Annotated in this window: 12 protein-coding genes; 9 read left to right on the top strand and 3 right to left on the bottom strand. The window is 34.6% G+C overall.

Annotated features, from left to right (window positions below; all coding sequences use genetic code 11):
* Window positions 1–82: 82 nt before the first annotated feature.
* The 9 genes from A8L32_RS09715 to A8L32_RS09670 all read left to right on the top strand — a co-directional run bounded on the left by A8L32_RS09715 (window position 83) and on the right by A8L32_RS09670 (window position 8,925).
* Complete coding sequence (locus tag A8L32_RS09715; RefSeq protein ID WP_233145475.1) at window positions 83–1,900, top strand: adenylate/guanylate cyclase domain-containing protein; 1,818 nt, start codon at window positions 83–85, stop codon at window positions 1,898–1,900.
* A gap of 148 nt (window positions 1,901–2,048) precedes the next feature.
* Complete coding sequence (locus A8L32_RS09710) at window positions 2,049–2,432, top strand: bactofilin family protein (protein ID WP_083631252.1); 384 nt, start codon at window positions 2,049–2,051, stop codon at window positions 2,430–2,432.
* A gap of 407 nt (window positions 2,433–2,839) precedes the next feature.
* A complete protein-coding gene (gene atpB, locus A8L32_RS09700; RefSeq protein ID WP_066630207.1) occupies window positions 2,840–3,919 on the top strand; it encodes a F0F1 ATP synthase subunit A in 1,080 nt (359 codons plus the stop codon).
* A 41-nt stretch (window positions 3,920–3,960) separates the two neighbouring features.
* Window positions 3,961–4,167, top strand: coding sequence for an ATP synthase F0 subunit C (gene atpE / locus A8L32_RS09695; RefSeq protein WP_066630205.1), 207 nt, complete (start codon window positions 3,961–3,963; stop codon window positions 4,165–4,167).
* 37 nt (window positions 4,168–4,204) lie between these two features.
* A complete protein-coding gene (gene atpF, locus A8L32_RS09690; RefSeq protein ID WP_066630203.1) occupies window positions 4,205–4,702 on the top strand; it encodes a F0F1 ATP synthase subunit B in 498 nt (165 codons plus the stop codon).
* A gap of 74 nt (window positions 4,703–4,776) precedes the next feature.
* Window positions 4,777–5,313: an ATP synthase F1 subunit delta gene (atpH, locus tag A8L32_RS09685; RefSeq protein WP_066630201.1), complete on the top strand. Its 537-nt coding sequence runs from the start codon at window positions 4,777–4,779 to the stop codon at window positions 5,311–5,313.
* Window positions 5,314–5,338: 25 nt separating this feature from the next.
* Complete coding sequence (gene atpA, locus A8L32_RS09680; RefSeq protein WP_066630200.1) at window positions 5,339–6,925, top strand: F0F1 ATP synthase subunit alpha; 1,587 nt, start codon at window positions 5,339–5,341, stop codon at window positions 6,923–6,925.
* Window positions 6,926–6,941: 16 nt separating this feature from the next.
* Entirely contained in the window at window positions 6,942–7,817 is an 876-nt protein-coding gene (atpG, locus tag A8L32_RS09675; protein ID WP_066630199.1) for an ATP synthase F1 subunit gamma, read from the top strand.
* A 67-nt stretch (window positions 7,818–7,884) separates the two neighbouring features.
* On the top strand, window positions 7,885–8,925 hold the full coding sequence (locus tag A8L32_RS09670; protein WP_066630198.1) for a GMP reductase: 1,041 nt from the start codon (window positions 7,885–7,887) through the stop codon (window positions 8,923–8,925).
* A 160-nt stretch (window positions 8,926–9,085) separates the two neighbouring features.
* Here the strand turns inward: A8L32_RS09670 and A8L32_RS09665 are convergent, their stop codons facing one another.
* The 3 genes from A8L32_RS09665 to A8L32_RS09655 are packed head-to-tail and all read right to left on the bottom strand — an operon-like array spanning window position 9,086 to window position 15,004.
* Window positions 9,086–12,520 (bottom strand): efflux RND transporter permease subunit, encoded by a 3,435-nt coding sequence (locus tag A8L32_RS09665; RefSeq protein ID WP_066630194.1) that lies wholly within the window; start codon window positions 12,518–12,520, stop codon window positions 9,086–9,088.
* 30 nt (window positions 12,521–12,550) lie between these two features.
* A complete protein-coding gene (locus tag A8L32_RS09660) occupies window positions 12,551–13,666 on the bottom strand; it encodes an efflux RND transporter periplasmic adaptor subunit (RefSeq protein WP_066630192.1) in 1,116 nt (371 codons plus the stop codon).
* A 24-nt stretch (window positions 13,667–13,690) separates the two neighbouring features.
* Complete coding sequence (locus tag A8L32_RS09655) at window positions 13,691–15,004, bottom strand: TolC family protein (RefSeq protein ID WP_083631250.1); 1,314 nt, start codon at window positions 15,002–15,004, stop codon at window positions 13,691–13,693.
* Window positions 15,005–15,016 lie beyond the last annotated feature (12 nt).

Below are 15,016 nucleotides of genomic sequence, written 5' to 3'. Positions count from 1 at the left end.
TTAAAAGATAACGGTTTATTTTGCGAAATAAATATACTACTTTTGATAAAAAATCAAGAATTTAAGAATAAAACTATCCATTGTGAGGGAAAAACTTTTCAACGTTGAAGGAAAATATGCAGCGTTAATTGTTTTATATGTGTTGCTAATCCAAGGAGATGGATGTTTTGCCAACAATGTAATTTCATTTTCTGAAGGAAAAGAAAATTTGATTAATTCTATCATAGTTTCTGGAGATACGGTTGATTTCAATCAAAATATGGATACTTTGGTATTAAAAGAGGCTCAATTTGAGTATCTGGAAATCAATTTTATTCCAAAACGAAAGGAGAAAATTCAATTGTATAGATTTCGTCTAGAGGGTGTAGATTCCGTATTGAGTAATTGGAGTTATAAAAATAGTGTTACCTATAGCCGTATACCAACAGGTTCCTATAATTTTATAATTGAGAGTGAAGATGATTCTCAAAGTTTAATTATTCTTGTTACTAACAATTATAATAGATATTTAATATCATCCATAGTTCTCCTTTTTATCATACTTTTTTCTATTTTTTTATTAAAGTTAAGGTTATCGCAAAGTGTTTCAAAAAAAATGCACTCTTGGCGCAAAGACTCTATTGCACCGATTATAGAAAAGTATATCAAAAAGAAAGAACCTGAACAAGAGAATAGTCAAACCTTAACTCATAGGGCATCGGTTAAGTACGAAAAGGCAACAGTTCTTTTTGCAGATATTCAGGGTTTCACAAAAATAGTTGAGCATATGAATCCAGAAACATTAATTGATGAACTGGATCGTTTTTTTGTACATTTTGATGAAGTAGCTGAGAAATATAAAATAGAAAAGATAAAAACCATTGGTGATGCCTATATGTGTGCTGGTGGTTTGCCCGAGAAAAATAGAACTAACCCAATTGAAGTAGTGTTAGCAGCTATTGAAATGCAACGGTTTATGCAAGAGACTGGTGAAGATGCACAGCGTAGCGGAAAGGACTTCTGGGAGCTTAGAATCGGAATTCACACTGGAGCATTAATATCTGGTGTTATTGGTCGTAAAAAACTATCGTTTGATATTTGGGGCGACACCGTAAATATAGCCAGTAGGATGGAATCCTCTGGTGTGGCGGGAAAAATAAATGTATCTGGTGTAACTTATCAGCTCATTAAAGATTTTTTTGAGTGCGAATACCGAGGTAAAATGCCTATTAAATATAAGGGTGAAACCGATATGTATTTTGTAAAAGGCATTAAGCCTAAACTTTCTATCGATGGACAGGGAAAGGTTCCGAATGATGATTTTCTTACCAAGCTACAATGGATAAGATATAATGATTTGGAAGATGCTGTTTTTGGCCAAATGAGGCAGGAGTTGGCCTCTTCGTTAAAATATCACAACATTAGTCATACAATGGATGTTTGTACTCAAGTTGAAGTTTTTGGTAGGGCAGAAGGTTTAAATAGTAAGGAACTACTATTGTTAAAAACAGCAGCGTTATTTCATGACACCGGTTATATGGTTAATCCACATCGACATGAACAGCAAAGTGTAAGAATTGCTAAAGAGATGTTACCCCATTTTTCGTATAGTATTGCTGAAATAGAAGCTATTGCTCAGTTAATATTGGTAACAGAGAGTGATGTGGAGCCTAAAATTTTAATGGAGAAAATTATTAAAGATGCTGATTTAGATTATTTAGGAAGGGCAGACTTTATACCATTATCCGAAAAACTTTGGGAAGAATTATGTAATTATAATGGTAAGATTTCGCAAAAGGAGTGGAACAAAAAGCAATATGCATTCATATCCAGGCATGTATATTATACTGAAACAGCAAGAAAGTTAAGACAAGTAAATAAAGAGATGCAGTTAAAAAAAATAGAGGAATTATTGAAATAGAAACCGTATCTTTAAAATAAAGAAGTGCAATTTTGTGTCACTAGCTTTTTTTCTATAAAATATAAATCTACGATTGATTTAAGATTCTTTATTTTTTTATTTTCTTTGGATATCAATAAATATATTTAAGCTAAAATTCAATAAAATCATGGGAAAGTCAAACGAAACACCAATTCATCAAGCAAATGTTATAGGTCCAGGAACAAAAATAGTAGGTAACATTGAAACCAATGAGAATTTTAGAATTGATGGAGATATAGAGGGAAATATTGTTTCTAATGGTAGAGTGGTTATTGGTACTAAAGGTAAAGTAAAAGGTGAGGTTAATTGCCTTAATGCTGAAGTTGAGGGTGTGTTGGAAGGAAAATTAAACGTAAAAGAACTATTATCACTAAAAGCTACATCAAAACTTTTAGGTGATATTAATACAAGTAAATTAACAATTGAACCAGGTGCTGTATTTACAGGAAAATGTCAAATGGGTGGAGCTGCTAAGCAAGTTGAAACATCAAATGGGGCAAATAAAAAATAATTGGGTCAACAAAAGTGGGTCGACGCTTGTTTAAGGTTTTTTTACTGTTTGCAGTAGTATTGCTATTGCTAAATGTTGGCAGTGCTACTATTTTCTATAATGAATTATTAAAAGATGTTTTAAAAGCACAGGTTTTTTTAATAATTTTATTTGGATCATTTACATGGTTAACTACTTGGCTTAGGAAAAAAATAGCGAATAATAGTGCCATGTTTTTGCTGGTCATGATGAGTATTAAAATGTTAATAGCATTAGTTTATATGCTACCTATCATTTATAGTGAGGCAAGTAACAAGGAAACAGTAATACTTATTTTTATGGTGAATTATTTAATTTACCTTAATTTTTCGGTGGTAACTATCGTAAAAAGCGAGTAATTTTATAAGCCGATTGTATAAAGAATTGAAATGAAGAAATTTCTTTGTGTGTTAGTAGTGCTTTCGAGTATATTTTGTTCTGCAATTTATGCTTCAGATACTCATTCTAAAACGGAAGAAAACGAAGAGGCGTTTGATCCTACAGAGTTAATTATGCATCACATATCAGATTCTCATGTTTGGCATGTGGTTTCGTGGGGCGAAGGAGAAAACGAAAAACATATCGAAATTCCTTTGCCTATTATTTTAATTAATGATGGTACTTTTCATTTCTTTCTATATTCTGAGTTTGATCATGATACCCATATAGCAGAGAGTAAAGGAAGCTACTTTTTTTATCATCACGGTAAAATTTACAATACGGATAAGCATGGTAATGTAGAGTATGATTCAGATCATCATATAATCAATAGCAAGCCATTAGATTTTTCTTTAAAAAGAAATGTATGGTCTATGTGGATATCTATTGTTATTATGATTTGGGTATTTACATCTGTTGCTAAAGCTTACAAAGGCGGGCCTGCAAAGCCCAAAGGAGCTCAGTCTTTATTTGAGCCGATTATACAGTTTGTAAACGAGGATATCATTACGGAACAAATTGGTGCTGAAAAAGGACCTAAATTTGCTCCTTACTTACTAACCGTTTTCTTTTTTATATGGTTTAACAACATATTAGGTTTGGTTCCATTTTTTCCAGGAGGAAGTAACTTTACTGGAAACATATCTGTAACTATGGTGTTGGCTTTAATAACCTTTTTTATTACTAATATTAATGGTAGTAAAAGTTATTGGAAACATACTTTAACCGCACCAGGAGTACCATTTTTCGTAAAAGTTTTATTAGTTCCAGTTGAAATTATTGGTTTATTTACCAAGCCATTTGCTTTAATGATTCGTTTATTAGCCAACATTACAGCAGGTCATATTATAATATTAAGCTTAGTTTCACTCATCTTTATTTTAAAAACGATTTACATTTCGCCAGTGTCAATTTTACTTACACTCGTTATGTTTGTTTTAGAACTTTTAGTGGCAGCGTTACAAGCTTATATTTTCACCTTATTATCGGCCTTATTTATAGGTATGGCCGTTGAAGATCACGAACATTAATATCGAAGTTTAATATATTATTTTTATAAAATTAAAAAGTTATGACACTTTCTCTTACAGCTTTAGGTCTAGGAATTATTGTATTAGGAGCCGCTTTAGGAATCGGAAAATTAGCTAATGGAGCAATGGAAGCAATGGCTCGTCAGCCAGAAATCAGCTCAAAAATCCAAACAGCGATGATTATTGCTGCCGCCCTTATTGAAGGTGCTGCTCTTTTTGCTATTGTAGTTGCTCTGCTTAAAGGATAATATTTCCGATCAGAGCTTGAATTAAAAAACGAGGCGTATGGATTTTTTATTAACACCCGATCCTGGTTTAGTCTTTTGGACTACCATATCATTTGCTATTCTGGCATTCATATTAAAAAAGTTTGCTTGGGGACCAATTTTACATGCATTAAATCTTAGAAACGAAACGATTGAGCAGTCGTTAAAAGCTGCAGAACGTGCTAAGGTTGAAGTGGAACAATTGGCTATAACCAGGCAAGAAATGATGGATGATGCTAAAAACGAACGTGATGATCTATTAAAAGAAACACGTGAGTTAAAGGATAAAATCTTAGCAGAAGCAAGATCAGGTGCCAATAGCGAAGCTGATAAAATAATCGAATCGGCTCGAAAACAAATAGAGGCAGAAAAAAGTGCCGCTATAAAGGAATTAAAAAAGCAGGTTGCAGAATTATCAGTGGATATAGCAAGTCTTTTAATTGAAACAGAATTAAAAGATGATAACAAACAAAAGGCTATCATTGATAAGTACTTGGATAATGTAAATTTTAATTAATTACGGAGTAAGGAAAATGAAAAGTCTTGTAATAAGGCCCTTTCATGTGACCTTGAAATTTGAAATGTAAACGCATGAACAACAGTTTAATATCCGTAAGATATGCAAAAGCTTTGTTCCTTTTAAGTAAAGAAAAGGGAGAAGTTGATAATGTTTATAACGATATGAACATGCTGTATCAGTATTGTTCCGATACAAAAGAGTTTAAAGAACTTTTGTCTAGCCCGGTAATAACACCGGCAAAGAAAAAAAAGGCCTTAAAAACTGTTTTTGATAAGCATGTAAATCAACTTACAATAAATTTTTTGGCCATTATGGTCGATAATAAGCGAGAAGCTTTATTAGATGATATTGCCAGAAATTATATTGATTTTTATAAAAAAGAGAAAGACTTAAAAACTGTGACGCTTTTTACGGCTTCTCAGTTGAATGAGGATTATCTTGAAAAAATTAAAGACTTATTGCAAGTAGAATTGGCAGCCAAAATTGAGATGAATGTAAGAGTAAGGGATAACCTTATTGGAGGGTTTGTTTTAATGGTAGATGGCAAAATGATGGATGCCTCTGTAGCCAATAAACTAAAGGAAATTAAAAAGAAGCTGTTGAGTTAAATTACTACCGGTTAAAATTGTACTAATGGAAAATATTAGACCTGCCGAGGTTTCGGAATTATTAAAAAAGCAAATACAAGGTTTTACCAATGATACTAACTTAGAAGAAGTTGGAACTGTACTTCAGGTAGGGGATGGTATTGCTCGTGTGCACGGATTGGAAAAAGTTAGAGCTAATGAGTTAGTTGAGTTTGAATCGTGCAAAGGAGTAGTTTTAAATCTTGAGCAAGATAACGTTGGAATTGTATTATTGGGAACATCAAGAGGTATTAAAGAAGGAGATATCGTTAAACGAACAGGAACCATCGCTTCCGTTAAGGTAGGTGAAGGAATGCTTGGTCGTGTGATTAATACCAACGGAGAGCCGATTGATGGTAAAGGTAGTATAGATGGAGAGTTATTCGAATTTCCGTTAGAACGAAAAGCACCTGGCGTAATTTATCGTCAGCCTGTTCAGGAGCCTTTGCAAACGGGTTTAAAGGCCATCGATTCCATGATTCCTATTGGAAGAGGTCAGCGCGAGTTAATTATTGGTGACCGCCAAACGGGTAAAACTGCAATTGCAATTGATACCATTATCAACCAAAAAGAAAATTTTGAAAAAGGAAACCCTGTTTATTGTATTTATGTGGCTATTGGACAAAAAGGTTCAACGGTAGCACAAATTGTAAATACATTAGAAAAACATGGGGCAATGGAATATACTACGGTTGTTTCGTCGGGTGCTGCTGATCCAGCTGCGATGCAATTTTATGCTCCGTTTACCGGTACTGCTTTAGGAGAGTTCTTTAGAGATACAGGTAGAGCTGCGTTGATTATTTATGATGATTTATCAAAGCAAGCAGTTTCTTATCGTGAGGTTTCATTGTTATTACGTCGTCCGCCAGGTCGTGAGGCGTATCCAGGAGATGTATTCTATCTTCATTCACGTTTATTAGAGCGTTCTGCAAAAATCATCGAATCAGATGAAATTGCAGCTCAAATGAATGATTTGCCCGAATCTATTAGAGATAAGGTAAAAGGTGGTGGATCATTAACCGCACTTCCTATCATTGAAACGCAAGCTGGTGATGTTTCGGCATATATTCCAACCAATGTAATTTCTATTACAGATGGGCAGATTTTCTTAGAAGGTAATTTATTTAATGCGGGTATTCGTCCTGCCATTAACGTAGGTATTTCAGTATCACGTGTGGGAGGTAATGCGCAAATTAAGTCCATGAAAAAGGTATCTGGTACATTAAAGTTGGATCAGGCTCAGTATCGTGAATTAGAAGCTTTCTCTAAGTTTGGTTCTGATTTAGATCCTGCTACTAAAGCAGTGTTAGATAAAGGACGAAAAAATGTGGAGTTACTAAAACAACCTCAATATGCACCAGTAAATGTAGCTCATCAGGCTGCATTAATCTATTGTGGTACACAAGGTTTATTGTCAGATGTGGCTGGAGATAGAGTGAAGGAGTTTGAACGAAGCTTTATCGATGACTTAGATATGAGACATAAAGAAACGGTAGAAGAACTTGGTGCAGGTCAGTTTTCGGATAAACAAATTAATGTTCTTAAGGAAGTAGCTGCGGATATTTCGCGAAGATTTAAATCAGTTGAAGAATAGAAATTAAAATTAGCCAATGGCCAGTTTAAAAGATATACGTACTCGAATTGATTCTGTTAAAACCACGCGACAGGTAACCAGTGCCATGAAGATGGTATCGGCAGCCAAGCTAAAAAAGGCGCAGGATGATATTGTTCAGATTAGACCTTATGCAAATAAGCTGAACGAGATTATCTATGACTTGGTGAATGCAATGGATGAGAGTATTACCATTAATTTGGCGGAGGAGAGAGAGGCAGATCATATTCTTGTGGTTATGATTACAAGCAATAGAGGTTTGTGTGGTGCTTTTAACTCAAATGTGGTAAAAGAAGTAAATCATTTAGTGAATGAAAAGTATAGTTCTCATCTTAAAAATGGTTTTATAGATATTCTGGCGATTGGTAAACAAGGTCAAAAGTTATTAAAGTCGGCAGGTATTATTTGTAGTGATGATAAAAACGATATCTATAACCATGTTGATTTTAGTAGTGTTGAAGAAATATCGGATGAAATACTAGAAGGCTTTTTAAGTAAGAAATACGATAGAGTTTTATTGGCTTATAATGAATTTGTGAATGCGGCTGTTCAGAAAGTTTCTGTTCAACAGTTTTTGCCTTTAGAATTACCTGAAAAAGATATCAATCATATTTCGCAATATTTATACGAGCCAGATCAGGAAACCATCATTAATGATTTAATTCCTAAATCGCTAAAAACAATGTTTTTTAAAGCTGTATTAGATTCTATTGCAGCAGAGCATGGGGCAAGGATGACCTCGATGCACAAAGCAACGGATAATGCAAGCGAAATGATTGGTGATTTACAGCTGGTATATAATAAAGCTCGACAAACATCAATTACAAACGAGATACTTGAAATTGTAGGAGGAGCAGAAGCCCTCTCCAAATAGAATATATTAAAATTGAATGATGAAGGTTGGTTTTTTACCAACCTTTTTTGTGTAAAAACATTTGCTTATGAGAATTGAAAATGAGATTAAATTAGGGTTTAAAGATGTTATGTTCAGACCGAAACGTTCCACTTTAAAAAGTAGGTCTCAGGTAAGTTTGGAGCGTACCTATAAATTTATGCATAGTACACATGAGTGGACAGGTGTGCCTATTATGGCGGCAAATATGGATACAGTAGGTACTTTTGAAATGGCGCTTACTTTGGCTGATAAAAAGCTCTTCTCAGCAATTCATAAACATTATACGATTGAGGAGTGGGATGCATTTTTAGGCAATGCACCCAAAGGTATTGAGAATTATATAGCAATCAGCACAGGGACTGGCGATGCTGATTTAAATAAGGTAGAAGAAATGATGAATAAACACCCGCATCTAAAATTTATTTGTATAGATGTGGCCAATGGATATTCAGAGCATTTTGTTGCGTTTGTAAAAAAGGCTAGAGCTTTATTTCCTGATAAGGTTATTATAGCTGGTAACGTAGTTACTGGAGAGATGGTAGAGGAATTATTGTTGGCTGGTGCTGATATTATTAAAGTTGGTATTGGACCAGGTTCTGTTTGTACTACTCGTGTTAAAACAGGCGTAGGTTATCCGCAAGTATCAGCTATTATTGAATGTGCCGATGCTGCTCATGGCTTAGGAGGTTTAATTATTAGTGATGGTGGTTGCTCGGTACCAGGTGATGTTTCAAAGGCATTTGGGGCAGGAGCCGATTTTGTGATGCTCGGTGGTATGCTAGCAGGGCACGATGAAAGTGGTGGAGAAACAGTGGAAAAAGACGGGAAACAGTATAAGCAGTTTTACGGAATGAGTTCGGCAACAGCCATGGATAAACATGTTGGTGGAGTAGCTAATTATAGAGCTAGCGAAGGTAAAACGGTTGAAGTAGAATATAGAGGCCCAGTAAATAATACCTTATTGGATATTCTTGGGGGAGTTAGAAGTACGTGTACTTATGTGGGAGCTCAACAGTTAAAAGAGCTATCTAAAAGAACTACTTTTATTAGAGTGGCTGAACAGGAAAATAGAGTTTATACCAAATAGGATTGCAGGTTCTATTTTCCAACAACCTTGGAAGCCTAGTTCCAATGACATTGGATGCATAGTTCCGCGATCGTTGGATAATATAATGCTAAATACATATAATAAAGCAAGCCCCGATTGAGATGAATCAATCGGGGCTTTGTCTTATCATTTAAATACGTTATGCTTTTCCTGTAAGACGCATCATTCTTTTCTTAGTTAGTATTGCAATTCTGTACATAACTGGTACGATAATTAAGGTTAAGAAAGTTGCAAAGGTAAGTCCAAATATTACCGTCCACGACATAGGTGACCACATGGATGCCATATCTCCACCAAAACTAATTTCAGGGTTAAAGCTGCTTAGTAATCCAAAGAAGTTGATATCGATACCTACAGCCATAGGAAATAAACCAAGTATAGTTGTAATAGCGGTTAAAAGTACAGGGCGTAACCTTGTTTTACCAGCATTTACAATACATTCAGTGGCATGTTCTACAGGTAAAAAGTCATTTTCTCCTAGTCCAAGATCATCGCGTTTTTGCTTTTTTAGTAACTCAATGTAGTCAATGAGTACAATGGCGTTATTAACTACAACACCAGCAAGCGATACAATACCAATACCAGTCATAATAACCACAAAATCCATTTTAAAGGTGGCAATACCTCCAAATACTCCAATGGTACTAAATACAACACTTGCAATGATAATAAATGGTTTTACAATAGAATTAAATTGAGATACTAAAATAATCATGATAAGTACAATAGCCATGACCAAGGCAAATAGTAAGAACTCCATTGATTCTGCCTGCTCCTCTTGTTCTCCTGTAAAGTTATACTGGTAACCTGTTGGCATTTCAAAGTCTGAAAGAAGCTCCTTGATTTGTGCATTTACATTGTTGGCATTATACCCTTCCAATACATTGGAATATACGGTTACTACACGATCTAAATCAATACGTTTAATAGCATCGTAAGTGCTGGCATATTTAAACGAAGCAACGGATGCAATAGGAATTTCCCTAAGTTTTCCCATGTTGTTTCTGAAAACTATTTTCTGATTCATCAATGCAGAAATGTTATTACGATATTCCTCCATAAATCGGAGCTGTATAGGGAATTTATCTTCACCAATTTTAAAATCAGAAACCTCTTTACCGAAAAGCGCAGTACGCAGTGCATCAGAAACCTGAGCGGTGGACATTCCAAACCTTCGTACCTTGTCTCTATCAATAGTAACAATCATTTCTGGTTTGTTAACGTTAAGGTCCATTTTAAGGCCTTCAATACCTTCAATGTCCGATTGATCTATTACCTGCATAATAGTATCAGATAGGTATATTAGCTTATCAAAATCGTACCCGGAAATCTCTAGGTTAATTGGTTTTCCTGTTGGTGGTCCATCTTGATTTCTGTCAATGGTAAAGATGGCTCCTGGATAATTGTAGGTTAACTCATCGTTAAACATCTTCATCACCTCAGAAGTATTAACACCTTCTCTATCCTCGTAATCAACAAACGAAACAGTAACCAAACATTTATTATCACGTGTTGAAAAGTCGAGGTCGTTTTCAAGTCTGGCACCATCACCCACATTAGTTAATACCGATTTTACAATAGTCTTATAAGGGTTTAACAAGTCAATAACATCACCTTCAAGCTTTTTAGCAAAATCATCGGTTGTAGTAATATGTGTTCCTGCAGGTAACTCAACAAAAATATTGATAAAGTTAGGATCCCCATTAGGGAAGAATATAGTATTGGGTGCTCTTAAATTATAGAACGACATGGTTACAAACATCAATACTACTGTTCCTATCAGCATATTTCTTGGTCGCTTACCTTCTAACACGGCCGTTAGAAAGGTAACGTACACTTTTTCTAAATAATCTAAAAAAGTGGTTTTAAACCAGATGCCTATCTTAGCAAAAAATAGCAAGTTCATTAACGAAACAAAAGCTGCTATAAACAACAAGCTTCCTAAAATATTTATTCCTCCTGCGTAACAAAGGGTTCCTAATACCAATAATATACCGATGATGCGGTATACCATTTTGCTTTCTGGTAATTTATCTTCCTCTGTATGTTTAATAAAAATAGAAGAGAAAACTGGGATAATTACCAAGGCCACAAATAAGGATGAGGATAATACAATGATAAGGGTGATGGGTAAATATTTCATAAACTCACCCATAATAGAATCCCAAAATACCAATGGGAAGAAAGCTGCCAACGTAGTCGCGGTAGAAGCGATAATGGCAACGGCAATTTCACCTACAGCTAGCTTGGCCGCCTCAAGTGGTTTGTATCCCTTATCTACAAATCGATAAATATTTTCGACCACCACAATCGCATTATCCACTAGCATACCCAAGGCTAAAATAAGTCCGAATAATACCATCATATTAATGGTATATCCAATCATTTGTAAAATGATAAAAGACATGAACATGGATAACGGAATAGCCAAACCAACAAACAAGGCATTACGAGTTCCTAAAAAGAAGAATAACACTAACACCACAAAAAGAACGCTCATAATCATACTATTCTCAAGGCTGTTTAACTGCGCCTTAACTTGATCGGATTGATCGTTAGTAATAGTAATTTTTAAGGATTCAGGGAAGATGTGATTATCATTCACTTCTTGTAGAATCTCTTCAATTTGTCGGGTGGCATTTAATAGGTTTTCTCCTCCTTTTTTAACTACCTGAAGCGAGATAACAGGCTCTTGTCCTAAGCGAGTAATACTCGAAGGTTCTTCGTAACCATCAATAACTTCAGCTACATCTTTTAGGTAAACCACCTTTCCCTCTTCACTTTTAACAATGATATCTTCCATCTCTTTTACATCGACAAACTCACCAAGCGCACGAATGGCTCTTCGTGTGTTACCAAGTTTAATCTCACCACTGGAGATACTCATGTTTTCGAATTCAATGGCATCCGAAATATCTTTAAAGCCTAGTTTATAGGCAGACATTTTTAGAGGGTCTACATTTACTTTAATCTCTTTTTCATTGATTCCTTGAATTTCCACTTTCGAAATTTCAGAAAGACTCTCAATTCTATCTTCCAGAATTTCGCCGTACTTTTTTAGTTCATCAATACTGTAATCTCCCGAAAGATTAATGTTCACAATAGGAAACTCTGAAGCATCGATATCCTTAACAACTGGATCGGCGGGTAAATCAGTTGGTAATTCACTAATGGCAACATCTACTGCATCTTTGGTATCCTGCAAAGCGACTTTTGATTCTACGTCACTATTAAATATCAGGAATATATACGAAAGCCCTTGTGAGGAGGTAGATTTGATATCTTTTATTCCATCGATACTTTCCAACTCTTTCTCGATTGGTCGAGTAACCAAGTTTTCAATATCTAAAGGAGAGTTACCAGGGTATGGTGTCATTACCATAACCCAAGGTAATTGTACTTCAGGAAATAATTCCTTAGGGAGCGTATTGTATGATACCAAGCCAAATATCATTAACGAGAATGTTAATAATAAGATGGTAGTTTTATTTTTCAAGGCTAAAGTAGTCAACTTAAATTCTCTGGCTACTTTCTCCTTAAAACTTTGATTTGATTGGTTTTCTTTTTCTTGCATTTTTTATCAATTATAGCATGATGCAAAATATTATTTTTCAGCAACTAAGGCTCCGTTAGAAACCGTGTTATATCCTTCAACTACAACAACATCTCCTGCCATTAGCCCTTTAGTAACTAGTGTTTCATCTTTATACGAACGACCAGTTTCTATATATACCTTTTGTGCTTGGCCCTCTTGTACTGTAAACAAAAACTTACCCGAAATATCATTTTTTATAATGGCTGAAGGAACAGTAATGGCATTGCTTAAACTATAATCTTTAATTTGCAATTTGGCCATCATATTAGGCTTAAGTTTATTGTTAATGTTATCCAATACAATTTGTACATTAAAAGTTCTGTTATCAGGATGTACAATATTGCTGGTACGTGATATAGGTGTTTCAATAATTAAATCGGGGTATGTGCTAAAGCTTAGTTTTACGGTGTCACCTTTATGAATGGCAGGTAAATACACTTCAGAAACATCCGAATTAACTTTCATTTTATCCAGGTTAACCAAGCTTAATACATTGGTCATTCCAGGAGAAGAGTGTTCACCTTCCTTAATAATAATGTCATCTACAATTCCACTAAAAGGAGCCGTAACATTATACATTTTTAGTTGCTCGTTTTGCGATTCTAAGGTGCTCTCTAAAGATTCCTTTTGTGCTTTGGCTTGCAGGTACTCAATTTCTGACCCGATGTTTTGGTTCCAAAGGTTTTCTTGTTTTTTAAAAGTAGTTGTAGCAAGCTCCAGATTGGTTTCTATTTCTCTAATCGCATTTTTAATTACACTAGAGTTTAAGGATATCAATAACTGACCTTTATTTACACGCTGGCCTTCCATAACATGAATTTTTGTTACTTGCCCAGGAACTTCAGGGCTGATATAGGCAATTTCTTTAGCCTCTAAAAGACCACTGGTTTCAATAAAGTGGTTAAAGGTTTTAGTAGAAATTGTTCTTGTAATGATAGGAATTCTATGCTTGATCTCAACCGTATCTACCTTGGCTAATTCCTCTTCAAGTTCTTTGTTTTTAGCTTTCAGTTCCTGTATTTGCGCTTTATTAGCTTTTATTTCAGCTTTTATTTTTTCAGTATCAGTTTCTGTACATGAAGCTAGTAGCAAGACAGAAAATAGTAATGTGAATATCTTTTTCATTGTTATCATTTTTGGGAATAGGTATTATAATTGAGATGTGGCTTTTTGGTAAATAATATAGTTGTCGAAATAGGTAGATGCGGCTCTACTTGCATTGATAATGGCTTCAACTTTTCTACCCTCTACTTGCGATAAATCCAGACTATTTAATAAGCCATTCTTAAATTTAATCAGTGACTTATCATAAATTTTTGAGGAAATATTTTTAGATTCAATGGCACTTTCAAATTCTTCCTTGGCGTTGCTTAAGTTGGTAGAGGCCACTAGAACAGTCATTCTTAAATCCTGTTCTAACATTTGTCTATCAACTTCTAGTTTTTTAAGTTCCAGTTTTTTCTGCTTTAGTTGAGATGAGCGCATTCCACTTGAAAAAATTGGGATATTTAAGGATACACCAATCGCAGCAGCATCAGTATTTACTAATTGACTAAACTCATCTCCAAACCAAGAATAATCATAATTAGCAAAAGCATTTAACTTAGGCATAGCCTGAGCTTTTTGGTTTTTAATATCCAATCCCTGGATATCTATTTGAGTTGCTAGAATTCTATAATCTATATGTGATTGAATATTAGTAGTACTACTTGGATCATTAGGAATAGTAAGCAAGATATCGCTAATTTTATCCGACAACCGTATTCCATTATCAATATCAACACCCATAGAAAACTTTAACACCGCCATAGCTATTTCTAATTGGCGTTGAGCATTGGAATACAAACGTCGAGTTTCGATTTCCATTAATCTAACCTGATCAACATCCGTTTCTTCCACTAAACCATTTTCATAGTAAATTTTGGTATCCTTAAGTGTCTTGTTAATAACTTCATAGTTTGCCTTAAATTCGTCTATATTAGCTCGAGCTAGTAAAACCAAAAAGTATGCGTTAGCCACAGCTTCTTTAATTTGAATATCTGTCTTTTGCTTGGCATTCTCAGAAAGCTGAACGTAAACTTTACTGGCTTGAAGTCCTACTAAATAAGAGCCGTCAAATAACAATTGATCAACTCTTCCTCCAATTGAACTATTTAGTTTTGTGCCAAATTTTGTTCTGATCGTTGTAGTATCTCCAAATTGAATTTGATTTTCTTGGATTCTAAGGTTGCTATTTAGAAATCCACTTGCATTAACCTGAGGTAATCCAATAGCTAATGTTTCCCTTACTTTTCTTTTTGCAATTTCAATGTCGGTTCGTGCATTTATACTTTGGTAACCAAACTCCGTTGCATAAGCCATAGCTTGATTCATAGAAACTTCTAGGGTGTCGTTTTGGGCTTTGGTTATTAATGAACAACACATTAAAAGTGTAATAATTAATATTCGCATTTTTGTTGTCATTTGTGTTATGAT

Source organism: Labilibacter marinus (genome assembly GCF_001659685.2).
Classification (GTDB): domain Bacteria; phylum Bacteroidota; class Bacteroidia; order Bacteroidales; family Marinilabiliaceae; genus Saccharicrinis; species Saccharicrinis marinus.
This window is presented reverse-complemented; position numbering and strand designations above follow the sequence as displayed.